The 16697-nt window shown below is 66.8% G+C and carries 18 protein-coding genes and 1 tRNA gene; 8 read left to right on the top strand and 11 right to left on the bottom strand.

Annotated elements, in window-relative coordinates; all coding sequences use genetic code 11:
- Nucleotides 1–2: 2 nt before the first annotated feature.
- The 10 genes from AC0KS4_RS04685 to argS all read right to left on the bottom strand — a co-directional run bounded on the left by AC0KS4_RS04685 (nt 3) and on the right by argS (nt 11831).
- Nucleotides 3–662 carry an L-threonylcarbamoyladenylate synthase gene (locus AC0KS4_RS04685; protein ID WP_225326716.1) on the bottom strand — a complete coding sequence of 220 codons (660 nt, stop codon included), beginning with the start codon at nt 660–662 and terminating at the stop codon, nt 3–5.
- Nucleotides 662–1576 (bottom strand): peptide chain release factor N(5)-glutamine methyltransferase, encoded by a 915-nt coding sequence (prmC, locus tag AC0KS4_RS04680; protein WP_425326384.1) that lies wholly within the window; start codon nt 1574–1576, stop codon nt 662–664. The genes AC0KS4_RS04685 and prmC overlap by 1 nt, the downstream gene beginning before the upstream one ends.
- 34 nt (nt 1577–1610) lie before the next feature.
- Nucleotides 1611–2684, bottom strand: a complete 1074-nt coding sequence (gene prfA, locus AC0KS4_RS04675) for a peptide chain release factor 1 (RefSeq protein WP_225326718.1) — start codon at nt 2682–2684, stop codon at nt 1611–1613.
- A gap of 99 nt (nt 2685–2783) precedes the next feature.
- Nucleotides 2784–3014 carry a 50S ribosomal protein L31 gene (rpmE, locus tag AC0KS4_RS04670; RefSeq protein WP_225326719.1) on the bottom strand — a complete coding sequence of 77 codons (231 nt, stop codon included), beginning with the start codon at nt 3012–3014 and terminating at the stop codon, nt 2784–2786.
- Nucleotides 3015–3196: 182 nt separating this feature from the next.
- Nucleotides 3197–5059, bottom strand: coding sequence for a transcription termination factor Rho (rho, locus tag AC0KS4_RS04665; protein WP_238958058.1), 1863 nt, complete (start codon nt 5057–5059; stop codon nt 3197–3199).
- A 266-nt stretch (nt 5060–5325) separates the two neighbouring features.
- Complete coding sequence (gene thrB, locus AC0KS4_RS04660) at nt 5326–6273, bottom strand: homoserine kinase (protein ID WP_425326385.1); 948 nt, start codon at nt 6271–6273, stop codon at nt 5326–5328.
- Nucleotides 6274–6355: 82 nt separating this feature from the next.
- Complete coding sequence (thrC, locus tag AC0KS4_RS04655) at nt 6356–7438, bottom strand: threonine synthase (protein WP_238958059.1); 1083 nt, start codon at nt 7436–7438, stop codon at nt 6356–6358.
- Nucleotides 7435–8760: a homoserine dehydrogenase gene (locus AC0KS4_RS04650; protein ID WP_238958060.1), complete on the bottom strand. Its 1326-nt coding sequence runs from the start codon at nt 8758–8760 to the stop codon at nt 7435–7437. Before AC0KS4_RS04650 ends, thrC begins: the two co-directional genes overlap by 4 nt.
- 3 nt (nt 8761–8763) lie before the next feature.
- Nucleotides 8764–10182, bottom strand: coding sequence for a diaminopimelate decarboxylase (gene lysA / locus AC0KS4_RS04645; RefSeq protein ID WP_238958061.1), 1419 nt, complete (start codon nt 10180–10182; stop codon nt 8764–8766).
- Nucleotides 10179–11831: an arginine--tRNA ligase gene (argS, locus tag AC0KS4_RS04640; RefSeq protein ID WP_238958062.1), complete on the bottom strand. Its 1653-nt coding sequence runs from the start codon at nt 11829–11831 to the stop codon at nt 10179–10181. The genes lysA and argS overlap by 4 nt, the downstream gene beginning before the upstream one ends.
- Nucleotides 11832–11946: 115 nt before the next feature.
- Here argS and AC0KS4_RS04635 point away from each other — a divergent pair.
- The 3 genes from AC0KS4_RS04635 to AC0KS4_RS04625 all read left to right on the top strand — a co-directional run bounded on the left by AC0KS4_RS04635 (nt 11947) and on the right by AC0KS4_RS04625 (nt 12577).
- A tRNA-Arg gene (locus AC0KS4_RS04635) sits at nt 11947–12019 on the top strand.
- Nucleotides 12020–12143: 124 nt separating this feature from the next.
- Nucleotides 12144–12431 carry a hypothetical protein gene (locus tag AC0KS4_RS04630; protein ID WP_238958063.1) on the top strand — a complete coding sequence of 96 codons (288 nt, stop codon included), beginning with the start codon at nt 12144–12146 and terminating at the stop codon, nt 12429–12431.
- The gene (locus tag AC0KS4_RS04625) at nt 12428–12577 is read left to right on the top strand and encodes a hypothetical protein (protein WP_238958064.1); all 150 of its coding nucleotides are present in this window, start codon (nt 12428–12430) and stop codon (nt 12575–12577) included. The genes AC0KS4_RS04630 and AC0KS4_RS04625 overlap by 4 nt, the downstream gene beginning before the upstream one ends.
- Nucleotides 12578–12929: 352 nt before the next feature.
- Here the strand turns inward: AC0KS4_RS04625 and AC0KS4_RS04620 are convergent, their stop codons facing one another.
- Complete coding sequence (locus tag AC0KS4_RS04620; RefSeq protein ID WP_158084862.1) at nt 12930–13103, bottom strand: hypothetical protein; 174 nt, start codon at nt 13101–13103, stop codon at nt 12930–12932.
- A 70-nt stretch (nt 13104–13173) separates the two neighbouring features.
- On the opposite strand from AC0KS4_RS04620, the gene AC0KS4_RS04615 reads away from it, so the two are divergent.
- The 5 genes from AC0KS4_RS04615 to AC0KS4_RS04595 all read left to right on the top strand — a co-directional run bounded on the left by AC0KS4_RS04615 (nt 13174) and on the right by AC0KS4_RS04595 (nt 16689).
- Complete coding sequence (locus AC0KS4_RS04615) at nt 13174–14466, top strand: ATP-binding protein (RefSeq protein ID WP_238958065.1); 1293 nt, start codon at nt 13174–13176, stop codon at nt 14464–14466.
- 153 nt (nt 14467–14619) lie between these two features.
- Nucleotides 14620–14787: a hypothetical protein gene (locus AC0KS4_RS04610; protein WP_238958066.1), complete on the top strand. Its 168-nt coding sequence runs from the start codon at nt 14620–14622 to the stop codon at nt 14785–14787.
- Between the two features lie 91 nt (nt 14788–14878).
- Entirely contained in the window at nt 14879–15172 is a 294-nt protein-coding gene (locus AC0KS4_RS04605) for a hypothetical protein (RefSeq protein ID WP_238958067.1), read from the top strand.
- On the top strand, nt 15173–16249 hold the full coding sequence (locus tag AC0KS4_RS04600; protein ID WP_238958068.1) for a hypothetical protein: 1077 nt from the start codon (nt 15173–15175) through the stop codon (nt 16247–16249).
- Nucleotides 16216–16689, top strand: coding sequence for a hypothetical protein (locus AC0KS4_RS04595; protein WP_308193103.1), 474 nt, complete (start codon nt 16216–16218; stop codon nt 16687–16689). Before AC0KS4_RS04600 ends, AC0KS4_RS04595 begins: the two co-directional genes overlap by 34 nt.
- Nucleotides 16690–16697: the final 8 nt, after the last annotated feature.

Below are 16697 nucleotides of genomic sequence, written 5' to 3'. Positions count from 1 at the left end.
AGTCAGGCCTGGGCGGTCAGGGTTTCCGGATCGATGCCGAGCACCTCGGCGATGCGCTCGGCGCTCACCGGGCCCGGCCGCAGGATGCGCGGCGCGGCGCCGGTCAGATCCACGATCGTGGAGGCGGCGCCCTGCTCGGACGGGCCCGCTTCCAGGTATACGTCGACAAGATCGCCGAGCTGGCTGCGCGCCTCGCCGGCGTCCACGGCGGCCGAACGGCCCGAGATGTTGGCACTGGACACCGCCAGCGGCCCCACCTCACGCAGGAGCTCGATGGCGACCGGGTGCAGCGGCATCCGCAGCATCACGGTGCCGCGGGCGTCGCCGAGATCCCACTGCAACGACGGCGCCTGGGTCACGACCAGGCTGAGTGCGCCCGGCCAGAACGCGCGGATCAGATCGCGGGCGCCGTCCGGCATGGTGTAGACGAGTCCCTCGATGGTGTGCCAGGAGCCGACCAACACGCCCACCGGCATGTCACGGCCCCGTCCCTTTGCCGAGAGCAGCGCCGAGACCGCGGCGCTGTTGAAGGCGTCGGCGCCGATGCCGTACACGGTGTCGGTCGGCATGACCACGAGTCGCCCGCCCTTGAGAGCTCCCGCCGCCGCGGCGATTCCGAGTGCGCGCTGTTCGGGATCGGCGCAGTCAAAAACGTCTGTCATTAGCGCCACTCCTCCTCATCGCTGCGCTCTGCATCGTCGCGACGCGCGTCATCGGCGCCACTCGTCCCAACGGCCGACTTCTTGCGGGCCGTCACGAAGCGTGGCCGGCCGGTCAGATCATGCCGCGCCCGGACGTCCTCGAAAAGCCCCGTGCGCTCGAACAATTCCACCGTCTCCCGCGAGGTGGTGTCGTCATGCTCGACGCCGATCAGCCCTCCGGCGCGCAGCCAGCGGCCGGCGAGGCCGACGATCGGAGCGATCACCGCCAGACCGTCCGGCCCGCCGAACACCGCTTGGTGGGGATCATGCTGGGCGACTTCAGGATCCAGCACGGCGCCGTCGGGAACATAGGGCGGGTTGGCCACGACCAAGTCGACCTGACCGTCCAGTTCCGGGAGCACGCCGGGCTCGGTGATGTCGGCCCGCACGACCTCGATCGCGGTGCCCTCGGTGTTGCGGCGCGCGTACTCGAGAGCGGCGTCGGAGACATCGATGGCGATGATGCGCGCCCCCGGCCGGTGGTGGGCCAGCGCCACCGCCAAGGCGCCGGACCCGGTGCACAGGTCGACGATCACCGGCCGTGGCGTCAGTTGTTGCGCGCCAGCCCATTCCAGCAGCGCCTCGGTTTCGGGTCGGGGTATGAATACGCCAGGGCCGACGCGCAGCAGCACCGGCCCGAACGCCGCCGTCCCCAGCAGATGCTGCAGCGGCACACGTCGCGACCGGGCGGCCACGGCGTCGCGGTACCGCCCGAAAAAGTTCTCGCCGGGCGATTCCAGCACGGCCAGGCGACCGCGGTCGACGCCCGCCAGGTGCGCGGCCAGCTGCTCGGCATCCCAACGCGCAGAATCGATTCCCGCGTCGGCGAGGATGGCCGCCGCATCGTCGATCGCGCGCCGCAGACTGAGCTGAATCATCCTCAGCGCTTCCCTCTGCATCGCGGGGACGTCATGCTTGTTGCAGCCGGCTTTGCTTGTCGGCCGCGGCCAGGGCGTCGAACAACGCGTCCAAGTCGCCGTCGAGCACTTGATCGAGATTGTGTGACTTGAAGTTGATGCGGTGGTCGGCGATCCGGTTCTCCGGGAAGTTGTAGGTGCGGATGCGCTCGCTGCGGTCCACCGTGCGGATCTGGCTGGCCCGGTCCGCCGACGCATCGGCCAGCGCCTGCTCTTCGGCCAATGACTGCAGGCGAGCCGCCAGCACCTGCAGCGCCCGCGCCTTGTTCTGTAACTGGGAGCGCTCGTTCTGACAGGTCACCACGATTCCGGTGGGCAGATGCGTGATTCGCACCGCGGAGTCGGTCGTGTTGACACCCTGGCCGCCCTTCCCCGAAGAGCGATAGACATCGATGCGCAGGTCCGACTCGTCGATCTGCACCTCGCCGACTTCTTCGGGTTCGGGGTACACGAGCACACCCGCCGCCGAAGTATGAACGCGGCCTTGGGATTCCGTCACCGGGACGCGTTGCACGCGGTGCACCCCGCCCTCGAACTTCATCCGCGACCAGACCCCGTCCGCCGAATCACCCTTGCTGGCGATGGACAGCGTCGCGTCCTTGTAACCGCCGAGGTCCGAGGTGGTTTCGTCGAGCACGGTGACGGTCCAGCCGTGCCGCTCGGCGTAGCGAATGTACATCCGGGCCAGGTCGGCGGCGAACAGCGCCGACTCTTCACCACCCTCCCCGGATTTGACCTCGAGCACGATGTCGTCGGCGTCGTGCGGGTCGCGCGGGGCCAACATGTCGGTGAGCGCAGTGTCCAACTCGGCCACCCGGGATTCCAGGTCGGCCGCCTCGGCGGCGAACGAATCGTCGTCGGCGGCCAGCTCGCGTGCGGCCTCGAGGTCCTCGCGGGCGGCCATCAGCTTGCGGTAGGTGCCGACGATCGGGGCCAGCCGCGCGAACCGGCGTCCGGCCTTGCGGGCCTCGTCGGGGTTGCTGTGCAGTTCGGGGTCGGCCAGCCGTTGCTCGAGGTCGGCGTGCTCGGCCAGCAGCACGTCAATGGTCTGTACCGGCTTCGTCATGCCACACCTCCTGCCTCGCTGTCGCCCGTCACTGCCGCAAACGCAAACCGACGCCCGGCCTGTGCGACTGCACGCACAGTTCGGGCGTCGGAAACCGAGCTATTTGTCGGCAGCAGCTCCGGTGCTGCGCTTTCCGTAGCGCTTCTCGAAGCGCGCGACCCGGCCACCGCTGTCCAGAATCTTCTGCTTGCCGGTGTAGAAGGGGTGGCACTGCGAGCAGACCTCGACGGTGATGTGACCGCCCTCTTTGGTGCTGCGGGTCTGGAACGTGTTACCGCACCCGCAGAGCACCGTGGTCTCCGCGTAAGCGGGGTGAATGTCAGCTTTCATGGTGTCCTCTTCGATCGTTTGTCGCCCGCCCCCGTCCAGGAATCAGACGGTCAGGCGTGAACTCCGAACCTCATGCGGTTGGCGGATAATCGAGCCCCGATTATGCCAGGTCAACCGCCATCATCCCAAACAGCGAGCCGCGCCCGCGCATTCCCGGGTGCGCTCAGGTCTCTCCGACCGGGCTAGTCGTTGTCCATCCCAGGCGTCGTCTTGGACACCTGAACCAGGAACTCGTAGTTGGTCTTCGTCTTGCGCAGCTGCGACATCAACAGGTCGATGGCCTGGTGGGAATCCAGGCCCGACAGCACACGGCGCAGCTTGTGCACGATGCCGAACTCGTCCGGCGACAGCAGCAGTTCGTCCTTGCGGGTACCGGAGGGGTTCACGTCGACCGCCGGGAAGACCCGCCGTTCGGAGATCTTGCGGTCCAGCTTGAGCTCGGCGTTACCGGTGCCCTTGAACTCCTCGAAGATGACCGTGTCACCGGTGGACCCGGTCTCGACCATCGCGGTGGCGATTATGGTCAGCGAGCCGCCCCCCTCGATGTTGCGCGCGGCCCCCAGGAAGCGCTTGGGCGGGTACAGCGCGGTGGAGTCGACACCACCGGACAGGATGCGGCCCGACGCCGGCGACGCGTTGTTGTAGGCGCGCCCGAGGCGGGTGATCGAGTCCAGCAGCACGACGACGTCCTTGCCCTGCTCGACGAGCCGCTTGGCCCGCTCGATGGCCAGCTCCGCGGCCTGGGTGTGATCGGACGGCGGCCGGTCAAAGGTCGAGGAGATGACCTCACCCTTGACCGAACGCTGCATGTCGGTGACCTCCTCGGGCCGCTCGTCGACGAGCACGACCATGAGGTGGCATTCCGGGTTGTTCCTGGTGATCGCGTTCGCGATGTCCTGCAGGATCGTCGTCTTACCCGCCTTGGGCGGCGACACGATCAGCGCACGCTGGCCCTTCCCGATCGGCATGATCAGGTCGATGACCCGAGTGGTCAGCCGGTCGGGCGTGGTTTCCAGACGAAGCCGCTGGTTGGGGTACAGCGGCGTCAGCTTGGAGAAATCGGGCCGCTTCTTGGCGTCCTCGACCGAGCCACCGTTGACGCTGTCCAGGCGCACCAGCGGGTTGAACTTCTGGCGCTGGTTGGGCTGCTCGCCTTCCTTCGGCACGCGCACCGCGCCGGTGACGGCGTCACCGCGGCGCAGGCCGTTCTTGCGCACCATGTTCATCGACACGTAGACGTCATGCGGACCGGCCAGGTAACCGGACGTCCGCACGAAGGCGTAATTGTCGAGGACGTCAAGAATGCCGGCTACGGGCTGAACGACGTCGTCGTCGCGCAGTTCGGCATCGCCGCCCTCGCCGGATCGCTCGCCCCGGCGCCGGCGGTCGCGGAAGCGGCGTCCCCGCCGGCCCCCACGTCCTTCGCCGTCGTCGTCCTGCTGGTTCGACCCACCGCGCCCCTGCTGGCCGCCGGAGTTCTGTTGATCCTCGTTGCCGCCGCCCTGGCCGCGGTCTTCGCTCTGGGTGTCTTTGTCTTGCTTGCCTTGCTCGCGGCCGTCGGTCTCGCCGCCCTCTCGGCTGGCGGTGCGCTCGCGATCGGCGTCGTCGTTGCCGCGGGCGGCCGATCCGGCGTCGCGGGACGCGCCGCGTCGTTCGCGGCGGGGCGCCTCGGTGGTGGCACCGTTCTGGCTTTCCTTGGCCGGCGGTGCTTCAGCGCCGCTGTCGTCCTTGTTGTCTTTGGCGTCGTTGACTTTGATGTCCGACTTACCGCTGTCCTCAGCGGACTTCGTGCCGTTGGCGGGAGCGCCGTTGGCCTGTCCCCTGACTTCCTTGATCGCGGCGATCAGTTCGTTCTTACGCATGCCCGACGTCCCCTTGACGCCGACCTGGTTGGCCAGCGCGCGTAGCTCGGGCAGCACCATGGTGGACAAGGCACCGGCCGGAGCGTTCGTCTTCGCGTCGGGAGTGTCGGTGGTGGTCACGGCATTAGACAGTTGATTGGCGTCAGTGTTTTCGCCAGCCGTGAACAGGTCCGTATCAGTCACGGAGTTCCTTTCTTCCCCCGCTGATCACGTCATAGGGGGGTTCGTTGCATTCAGCCAAATTGCCGAGTGCGCCCAATCATCGACTCTGCAACGGTGATCGCCTGGATCGGCGGAGTAAACGGCGAACCTCGTCCACGAGAAGAATTGGTGTTGTCCTAGCGGCAAGGCAGTATGGATGCAGATGCAGATGCTGCGATTGCTGGACGGCTCCGAGGATAGCCCCCATCCCTGCTGGAAGCAAGCAAACCCTCCGGCCACGCTGTTGATCAACCCGCGACGGCGACTCCCGGACTCCAGCGAACTCGTTCGCCGGCGGCCATCTTGAAGAGGGCAAATCCGTTGGTGGCGCCGTACTGCACCACCTCCGAGGGCAACTCCGCCGCCGTGGTCATCGCGATGAGCGATGGACCAGCCCCGGATAGCGTCGCTGCCACGTCATAACGCCGCAACAGACGCAAATATTCCGCCGAGGCGGGCATGGCCGGCGCGCGCTGCGGCTGGTGGAGCACATCCTCGGTGGCCGCCATGAGCAAGTCGGGGCGTTCGGTGAGTGCGACCACCAGCAACGCGGTGCGGCTGACGTTGAAGCGTGCCTCGTCATGGCTGACCTGCGCCGGCAGCAGCACGCGGGTCTCCGCGGTCAGGGAGCGGTCCTCGGGAACGGCGCAGTACAGGTGGATTTCGGGGTGCAGCCGCAGCGGCACCGCCGCGTACCGAGGGTGATCACCGCTGCGGTCAACCCACGACACGATTGCCCCGCCCAGCACAGCGGCCGCCGCGTTGTCGGGATGACCCTCGAATTCCGAGGACAGCTGAATCAGCTGAGTATCGTCGAGCGGGTCCCAATCCGTCTGCGCGACAAGGCCATTCGCGGCCGCAAGGCCGCCGACCACCGCCGCCGCGGACGAGCCCAGGCCGCGGGAGTGCGGGATGGCGTTGCGGCAGCGCACCGCGAGGCCGGGAGCGCGGACCCCGACGGCTTGCAGGCCGCGCTCGAGAGCGCGCACCACCAGATGGTCGGGACCCGCCGGTAGCTGGCCGGCGCCTTCACCCTCGACCGTAACCGACAAGCCGGAAGGTGTTGTCTCCACGGTGATTTCGTCGCAGAGACTCAAGGCCAGACCGATGCTGTCAAAGCCCGGGCCGAGGTTAGCGCTGGACGCCGAAACCACGGCGGTGGCCACCAGCCCGGCGGGCAGCGTCGAGGTCACCAACAGCCCTTCGTCGCGCAAGCTTCAACCGATCCCAATGCGTGCCGACCCGCTGCGCCCGGCTCCGCCGCGCTTGCGATCGTCACTAGGCCAGCCCCAGCTTTTCGACCACCAGGACCGGATCGACCGGCAGCGCAGTCACGGTGGGCATATCCCGCAGTGCCGTATCGGGATCCTTGAGGCCATTGCCCGTCACCGTGCACACGACCGTCGACCCGCGAGCCACCCAGCCGTCGTCAACGGCCTTGAGCAGACCGGCGATGCTGGCCGCCGAGGCGGGTTCGACGAAGACACCTTCGGATTCGGCCACCAGGTGGTAGGCGGCCAGGATCTCCTCGTCGGCGGCCGCCAGGAAGCGGCCGTTGGATTGCTGCTGCGCGTCGACCGCGGCGGTCCACGATGCGGGGGCGCCGATGCGGATTGCGGTCGCAATCGTTTCCGGGTTTTTGACCGGCGCACCGTTCACCAGGGGGGCGGCGCCGGCCGCCTGGGTGCCCAGCATGCGCGGCAGCTTTTCGATCAGGCCCTCGTGGTGATATTCGGTGTAGCCCTTCCAGTACGCGGTGATGTTTCCCGCGTTGCCGACGGGAAGGGCGTGCACGTCCGGCGCGACGCCCAGCGCGTCGACGATCTCGAACGCGGCCGTCTTCTGGCCCTCGATGCGCACCGGATTGACCGAATTGACCAACGAGATCGTCGGAAAGTCGGCGGCCATCTTGCGGGCCAGTTCCAGACAGTCGTCGAAGTTGCCGTCGATCTGGATGATCTTGGCGCCGTGCATGACCGCCTGCGCCAGCTTGCCCATCGCGATCTTGCCCTGCGGGATCAGCACCGCGCAGGTGATCCCGGCGCGGGCCGCATACGCCGCCGCCGACGCCGAGGTGTTGCCGGTCGAGGCGCACAACACGGCCTGCTGGCCGCGTGCCACCGCATCGGTGACCGCCATCGTCATGCCCCGGTCTTTGAAAGAGCCGGTGGGATTGAGGCCCTCGACCTTGAGATGAACGCTGCAGCCGGTCTTTTCCGACAGGCGGGTCGCCGCGATCAGCGGGGTGCCACCCTCGAGCAGGGTGACCGGGGTCCAGTCGTCGCCCACCGGCAACCGGTCCCGGTAGGCCTCGATGAGGCCGGGCCACGGCTGATGGACGGCGGTGCGCGGCGCGCTCATAGGGTGGTCCCTTCCAGTCGCAGCACGCTTGCCACGTTCTGCACGGCATCGAGATCGGCGAGGGCGTCGACGGTTTCGGACAGCGCGGCGTCCGTGGCGCGGTGGGTGACCACGACGATCCGGGCCCCCACCCGTCGTCCGCCTTCGTCCGCGACCCCCTCCTGCCGCACCTCGGCGATGCTGACCTCGCGCTTGGCGAATTCGGCTGCCACCGAGGACAGCACACCGGGCTTGTCCGCCACGTTCATGCTGACGTAGTAGCGCGTGGAGATGAGACCCATTGGGGCCACGGGGAGTTGGGCGTATTTGGATTCCCTGGGTCCGCGGCTGCCCAGCACCCGGTTGCGCGCGGCCATCACCAAGTCACCGGCTACCGCGGACGCGGTCGGCGCACCGCCGGCGCCCTGGCCGTAGAACATCAGCCTTCCGGAGGCCTTGGCCTCGACCACGACCGCGTTGAATGCGCCGCTGACCGAGGCCAGCGGATGCGCCAACGGCACCAGCGCCGGATAGACGCGGGCCGAAACCCGTTCCTGGCCATCGTCGCCCGCGATGCGCTCGCAGATGGACAGCAGCTTGATGGTGCAGCCCAACGCCCGGGCGGATTCGAAGTCGGCCGGAGTGACTTTGGTGATGCCTTCGCGATAGACGTCGTCGGCGGTCACGCGGGTGTGGAAGGCGATGGACGCCAGGATCGCGGCCTTGGCGGCGGCGTCGTAGCCCTCGACGTCGGCGGTGGGGTCGGCCTCGGCGTAGCCCAGCGCGCTGGCTTCGGCCAGCGCTGTGTCGTAGTCGGCGCCGGTGCTGTCCATCGCGGACAAGATGTAGTTCGTGGTGCCGTTGACGATGCCGGCGACCCGCAACACCGTGTCGCCGGCCAGCGACTGGGTGAGCGGCCGGATGACGGGAATGGCGCCCGCGACCGCGGCTTCGAAATACAAGTCGACATGCGCGCTTTCGGCCGCCTGCGCCAACTCGCCGGTGGAGACGGACAGCAGCGCCTTGTTCGCCGTGACGACCGATTTGCCGTGCTCGAGGGCGCACAGGATGGCCTTGCGAGATGGCTCGACCGGCCCCATGAGCTCCACGACGATGTCGACGTCGTCGCGTGCGGCGAGCCCTTCGATGTCGTCGGTGAGCAGCTCGGCGGGAACGCCGCGGTCGTCGGCGACGCGGCGCACTCCAACGCCGCGCAGCACTAGGGGCGCACCGACACGAGCCGCGAGGTCATCGGCGCTGTCCTCGATGATTCGGACAACTTCGCTTCCGACGTTGCCCAACCCGAGTACCGCTACACCGACCGGCTTTTCGTCACGGGGCACAGTTCACCTCACTTCCAGACTCAGTAGATCGTCGACCGTCTCGCGGCGCAGGACCAGGCGCGCGCGCCCGTCGCGCACCGCGACGACGGCGGGCCGGCAGATCATGTTGTAACGACTCGACAACGAATAACAGTAGGCGCCGGTGGCGGCCACCCCGATCAGGTCGCCGGGGTGCAGGTCGCCGGGCACCCAGGTGTCGCGCACGACGATATCGCCGCTCTCGCAATGCTTTCCGACGACGCGCGCCAGCTCCGCGGGCGCATCGCTGAGCCGGGAGACCAGCCTGGCGTCGTATTGCGCGTCGTAGAGCGCGGTGCGGATGTTGTCGCTCATGCCGCCGTCGACGCTGACGTAACGCCGGTGTGCGGTGGCGCTGACATCCACGTCCTTGACCGTGCCCACCTCGTAGAGGGTGATGGTGCCGGGTCCCGCGATGGCGCGTCCGGGCTCGACCACCAGGCGCGGTGTCGGCAGCCCGACCGCCGCTGACTCGTTCTTGACGATCGAGCTCAGCTTGGCGGCCAGGTCTCCCATCGGTGGCGGGTCGTCCGCCGCCAGGTACGAAATACCAAGTCCACCACCGAGGTCCACGGTGGAGATCTGCGCGGTCTTCTCGACGCCGAACTGCTCGACCGCCTCGTGCAGCAGGCCGAGGACACGGCGCGCGGCGAGTTCGAAGCCGGCGACGTCGAAGATCTGCGAACCGATATGGCTGTGCAGACCGACCACCCGCAGGTGTTCGGTTTCGAATACCCGGCCGACGGCGGCCAACGCCGCCCCGCTGGCCACGGACAGCCCGAACTTCTGGTCCTCGTGCGCGGTCGAGATGAACTCGTGGGTGTGCGCCTCGACGCCGACGGTGAGACGGACGAAGACGTCCTGGACGATGCCCGCCTCCCCGGCAATGGCATTGAGACGCTCGATCTCGGTCATCGAGTCCAAAACCACATGGCCGACGCCGGCTTTGACCGCCGCGGTCAACTCCGCGACCGATTTGTTGTTGCCGTGGAAGGTGATCCGCTCCGGCGGGAAGTTGGCGTGCAGCGCGACGGCCAACTCGCCGCCGGTGCACACGTCGAGCGACAGGCCTTCCTCGTCGATCCAGCGTGCTATCTCGCTGCACAGAAAGGCTTTGGCGGCATAGTGCACGTTCTTGCCCCCACCGAAGGCCGACGCGATCTCGCGGCAGCGGGAACGGAAGTCGTCCTCGTCGACGACGAACAGCGGGGTCCCGTACTCCTGGGCGAGGTCGGTCACCGCGACGCCCGCGATGCTGGCGACGCCGGCTTCATCGCGAGCCGTGTTGCGGGGCCACACGTTTGGCGCCAGCAGTAGCAGCTCCTCGGCGGACTGCGGTCGTGGCGGGCTTTCGGCGTGGCGGGTCTCTTCGGCGTGCCGGGGACCGGCGGGATGAACGTTCACATTCGCTCCGGGGCAGTGACGCCGAGTATCGCCAGGCCGTTGGCGATCACCTGGCGGGTCGCCTGGCACAGCGCCAGGCGCGCGGTGTGCAGATCGGTGGGCTGCTCGTCGCCCTGGGGCAGCACCCGGCAGGAGTCGTAGAACCGGTGGTAGTCGCCGGAGAGGTCTTCCAGATAGCGGCAGATCCGGTGCGGTTCGCGCAGGGACGACGCCGTGGTGAGCACCCGGGGGAATTCGCCGAGGGTGCGCAGCAGCGTCCCCTCCTTGTCGTGGCTGAGCAGCCCGAGGTTCCCGGTGTCGGGAATCAGGCCGAGTTCGGCGGCGTTGCGGGCCAGCGCCGAGAGCCGGGCGTGCGCGTATTGCACGTAATAGACCGGGTTTTCGTTGGACGCCGACGACCACAGCGCCAGGTCGATGTCGATCGGGGTGTCCACCGAGGACCGGATCAGGCTGTAGCGCGCGGCGTCGACGCCGATCGCCTCGACCAGGTCGTCGAGCGTGAGCACGGTTCCCGCGCGCTTGCTCATCCGGACCGGCTGGCCGTCGCGGACCAAATTGACCATCTGGCCGATGAGCACCTCGACGGTGGCCGGGTCGTCGCCGAGGGCGGCGGCCACGGCCTTGAGGCGGGCGATGTACCCGTGGTGGTCGGCCCCGAGCATGTAGATGCACAGGTCGAAGCCGCGTTGCCGCTTGTCCAGGTAATAGGCGATGTCCCCGGCGATATAGGCGGGCTTCCCGTCGCTCTTGATCACGACGCGATCCTTGTCATCACCAAAGGCGCTGGCGCGCAACCATGTTGCGCCGTCCTTCTCGTAGATGTTGCCGGTCTCACGCAGCTTGGCGAGGGCCTGATCGACCCGGCCGCTGGTGTGCATGGCGTCTTCGTGGGTGTAGACGTCGAAGTCGGTGCCGAATTCGTGCAACGACTCCTTGATGTGGGTGAACATCAGGTCGACACCGATGGCGCGGAAGGTCTCGTGCATCTCGGCGTCGCGCAGGCTCAGCGCGTCGGACGCCTTCTGCATGATCTGGGCGGCGATGTCGTTGATGTAGGCGCCCGCGTAGCCGTCTTCCGGGGTGGGTTCGCCTTTGGCGGCGGCGATCAGCGAGCTGGCGAATCGGTCGATCTGGGCGCCGTGGTCGTTGAAATAGTATTCGCGCACCACGTCGGCGCCCTGGGTGGACAGCAGCCGGCCCAGCGCGTCGCCGACCGCGGCCCAGCGGGTTCCGCCGATGTGGATCGGTCCGGTCGGGTTGGCCGAGACGAATTCCAGGTTGATGTGCTGGCCGGCCAGCGCGTCGGAGTGGCCGTAGCGAGCGCCGGCGCCGATGACGTTGTTGACGACGACCGCCTGCGCCGACGCCTCGAGGCGCATGTTGATGAAGCCCGGCCCCGCCACCTCCGCCGACGCGACGCCGTCGGCCTGCATGAGTGCTTCGGCGAGCCATCCGGCGAGCTCGCGGGGGTTGGCGCCCACCTTTTTGCCCAGCTGCATCGCCAGGTTGCTGGCGTAATCGCCGTGCTCGGGGTTGCGGGGCCGCTCGACGGTCACCGTCGCCGGCAGCACGGCAGCGTCCAGCCCACGCTCGGCCAGCACCGCGGCGGCGGTGTTTTTGAGCAGCTCAGCGAGGTCAGCGGGGGTCACGAGCGTCCATCCTATTGGCTGGGGCGCCCGCGCCCCGAATCCATTGCGGTGGCGGGGCAGCCGCCTCGATGCGCTAGTCTGTCGGAGCCCAATGGTGCACCAACAAAGTTGTCGCGCCCCCGTAGCTCAGGGGATAGAGCGTCTGCCTCCGGAGCAGAAGGCCGCAGGTTCGAATCCTGCCGGGGGCACTGAGCATTAAAGCAGGTGAACGCGGGTTTTCCGCTACCTGGCCAAACATCGAATGCCCCCGGCATGCCCCTCGAAATCCTCCGGTCCGGTGTCAGCAAATTTCGACACCACCGAGAGGACACCATGCCAACCACTGAGATCGTCCCCACCGAGGCGCACACCGCGCTGACCAATGCCCTGCGGCACCTTCGGCACGCGCTGCGCTGTGCGGGCCGCTCCATGGCCGACCTCGGCGAAGCCACACCCGCCGCCCTGCGCGCCGCGGAGCTGTGCGTCGACGTCACCGCGGCGGCCCGGGCCTGCGCCAACCTGCTCGACCACCTCGACGGCTTCCGCAGCCCTGCCCTCGACGACCGCCGCCAGGCGATCGGCGAGGCTAAGCAGCGCCACCCCGCCGGGAGTGCACGGTGACCCGCGGAGGCTGGGCGTGGTTCGCTGCCCTGACGCTGGCCGCCGTGGGTTGGGTGCTGCTGCACGCCGACCCGGCCGCGTTCGACCCAGCGGTCGTCGGTTGGCCGCGCGTCCTGTTCGGTCAGCTTGCAGGCGGTGCCTGGTGATCCGTTGGGCGATGGCCGCCGCATGGGTGGCATGGGCGCCGGCCGCTGCCGCCGACCCAGCACCAGCCCCGCCCGGGTACGTCGAATGCAGCGGACAGCTCATACCAGCCGACCCGCGGCTCGACGTCCAAAACCCGCTGGGCGCAGTCATGTACCGCTGGTTTCTGCAACAGATGTGTACGGCAGGCACACCACCCGCGCCACCTGATGCGGCCCCAACCATTCCAGGCCACCACAGCGGCAGTGAACGCCGTCAACGCGCTGCGAGTCGGCAGGCACCTGGGTTGGTCTCGCAACGCATGCACTTGCCGCGGCCACACGCCCATGCCACGCTGGCCGGGTCAGCAGAAAACTACGGCTTTTCTACGGCGGGAATGACCTGGCCCGGGACGTAGATGCCGGGTTTCAGGTGACGCTCGCCAACGCTTCCATCCGCACGCAGTTCAGGCTCGGTATCGCCGGGAATGATGGTCACGTAGTCGGGCGCGAGCAGCGGTTGACCCTCCCGCAAGGTTGGCTTGTTCACAGAAGACCCCCATCCGATTAGCTGTGTGTAGTGTCTTTACTAAATTTAGGGTACACGCTAAATTTAGTACATGGCCGAACAAACTGTTGAAGTCGACCTGGGATTCACCAACCCCTATCGCCCCGGAGCGGGTCACATGCCGCCCTACCTCGCCGGCAGGGAACGCGAATACGAAGTCTTCGACGGACTGCTCGCACAAGATCCGGTCCTCGAGAACCTAATTCTTACGGGGCTTCGTGGTGTCGGCAAGACCGTCCTGCTCGAGACATTCAAGCCGCGCGCCGTGAAGGCCGGGTGGAACTGGGTCGGAACGGACTTGTCGCAGAGCGCGAGCGTCTCAGAAGACAATCTGGCCGTCCGCGTGATGACTGATCTTGCCGTAGTCACGTCGGCGATGTCCGTACCGACACCTACGCCCGCAGGCTTTGGCTTCGGTCAGCAGCAGGCCCCGGCAACCACTGACATCCCGTTGTCATATCAGGTGCTGCGCCAGATATACGAGAATGCGCCCGGACTTGTCGCGGACAAGCTCAAGAGTTTGTTGACTTTTGTGGCGATGCAGATGAAAGCCCAATACGGCCACAGCCGTGTTGTTTTCGCCTACGACGAGGCACAGAACCTAAGCGACAATCACTCGCGCGAAGAATATCCGCTCTCCACCCTGCTGGACGTCTTCCAGTACCTACAGCGTGAACAGATTCCGTTCATGCTCGTCCTCACCGGTTTACCGACCATGTTCTCGAAACTGGTCGAGGCGCGGACCTACAGCGAGCGCATGTTTCGCGTCGTGACACTCGGCAGGCTCGAGCGGTCGGACGCCCGCGAAGCCATCATCAAGCCGCTCGATACCGCGAGCTGCCCCATTCGATTTCGGGACGAGACGATCGAAGACATCTGCCAGCGATCGGGCGGCTACCCCTACTTCATCCAGTTCATCTGCCGCGAGGTGTTCGACGTCTGGATTTCACAGATGAGCATGGGCAAGGATCCGACCGTGCACATCGACGCCATCCAGGCGCGGCTCGACGACGATTTCTTTGCCGGACGCTGGGAGAGGGCGACAGACAGGCAGCGGGATCTGTTGTGGGTCATCGCGCATGTGGACGAGCCCGACGCCGAATTCTCTATCTCCGAGATTGTCGAGAAAGCCCGAGTGCTGCTGCCAAAACCGTTCTCCTCAAGCCACGCGAGCCAGATGCTCGCGAGCCTGATCGAGCGTGGCCTAGTACACAAAAACAGATTCGGCAAATACTCCTTCGCCGTCCCGCTTCTGGCCGGCTTCATTCTCCGTACTCACGAAGCGAGTAAGGATGCTTTCATGTTCGCCGACATAATCATCGAAGACGACGACGCGGAGAACTAACCGCGTTACGCGCGTGCGACGACCCTAACTACAACAGCAACTTCTGGCGAAAGTTCCTATCCCGCGTCGGAACTGGCGGCATCATGGGCGGCCTGGCGGGATCGAAGCATTCATCGAGGGCGCAACAGAAAGCGAGCCACCCAAATGCGGGAAGTGACCAAACTAGCGCTGCGGGCAACTGCACTGGTCGCAGTTGCCGTTTGGCTGCTGGTCACAACCCACGGCCTGCCAGTCGCGGCCGCCGCGGCCGCGTTGCTGGTGATGGCCGCCAGCGACGTCGCCGTGATCGTCCGCCAGCGGCGACACCAGCCGATTAAGTAGCGCCGCCCACGCGCACGATCACTGGCCGCCCGGCTTCAACACCCGGTCGGTGAATACCGATCCACGCGCGAACCGCATAAACTGCTGCAGCATGGGGCAAGATCCATTGCAGGTCGTCCCCGCCGAGCTAGTAGCTACAGCCGGCCAGTGGCAGGCGCTCAGCTCCCAACTCGTGGGAGCGCCGCCGGCACCTGGGCAACCATTCCAGGCCACCACGGCGGCCGTGAACGCCGTCAACGCGGCGATCGGCGTCACTGCAGCATCCTTTGCGGCGCGGACGCAGGAGACCGTCGGTGGGGTCACCCAGGCCGCCTGCGGATACACCGCCCAAGAAGCCACGTCAGCGGCCGAGATGGGCATCGCCACCGGGATAACGGTGATCTAGATGCCCGCCACCCTCTCACAAATCCACGCGTGGAGCACCGAACACCTCATCGACGCCGCCGCCTACTGGACCCAAACCGCCGACCGCTGGGAAGACGCATTCCTGACGATGCGCAACCAGGCGCAATCCATCACCTGGCACGGCGCCGGCGGCGACGCGCTGCGGCAACGCACGGGAGCCGACGTATCCGTCGTCACCGGCAAAGCCGACCTACTCCGCCAAGCAGCAGGCATTGCGCGCAATGGCGCCAGCGACATCAGCGCAGCCCAACGCCGAGTCCTCTACGGCGTCGAAGACGCGCAAAACGCAGGATTCGCGGTCGGAGAAGACTTGTCGGTCACCGACACCCGCAGCACCAGCCCGGCAGAACGTGCCACGCGGCAAGCACAGGCGGAAGCGTTCGCCGCTGACATTCGGTTGCGCGCCGAGCAACTCGACGGGGCCGACACCAAGGTCTCCGGTCAACTCACCGCCGCTACTGCCGGCCTCACCGGCGGCGGCTTTGCGCCAGCACAAGGCGGCTCTAATCGCAGTGCCCCGGCCGACAACCGGACTGCGCCCGGCTCGAACCACAACGGGGTCAAGCTGGTCGACTTCAAGCAGGACGGCGGCCCGCAACCCCAGCCCCAACCTGGGCTCCCGCAGCCCGGGCAACAGCCCAGCTTCATGGATCAGTATGAGCGCCAACTGACCTCGGCCGGCCCGCAATCACAGCCACCCGTCACACCCATGCCAGCGTTCGGTAAGCCACCCGACCCCGGACCGCAACCGGCGCCGGGGCCGATGCCGACTGTCACACCCCCACCGAGTTTCGGGCAGTGCGTGGAAGGAAAAGTGAAGGCCAACATCGGCAAAGATATGATCAAAAGTGGATACGAGACCGCGATCAAGGGCGCTATCGGCGGTGCTGTAGGTGGCGGGGTAATCACCCCGGAAATCGGCGGCGCCGGTGCGATACCCGGCGCTGTCCTAGGCTTTGTCGGCGGCTTCGCGAAAGGGCTTTTGGAAGCGCCGGTTAAAGCCGCAGTTGAGGGCGCGGTGGAATGCGCCGTCGATCCGATCCCAGGGGTGCCATGATCAACTTGAAGCGGGCGGTTCTTCTTTTGCCGCTGTACGTCGCGGCCATGATCACCGTGGACATTGTGTTCAACTCAGCCCACGTCAGCCCCACCAAACCTCTTCCGGTCTGGATAGTGGTCGGCTTCATCGCCTCCGCGATTATCGTTGTCGCCGTTGGAATCTGGTACTTCACGCAACGGAGCGCCGGGAAGGTCACACCGAAACGTGAACACGCCTACATCGCCATCATGGCAGGGGTGGTGGTATCGGGCTTCGTAGGTGACACTGTGAGCGCGATTGCTGGACTGTTCATGGGCGGAAAATCGCTGTGGGTCATGGCCCCCAGCTACGCGCTCGCTTACGTCGTTCTGCTGTGGACGATCGCGTTCACCGCGAGAGCGCTAGACAACCGCAGTGGCAACGTCGACGACCGCAGCGGTTCTTCACCGCGTAACTAGCAGGCACG

This window comes from Mycobacterium sp. NTMscope_MAC_12 (assembly GCF_976985675.1).
Note: the sequence above shows the minus strand (reverse complement) of the source record. Positions and strands in the feature narration are given on the sequence as shown.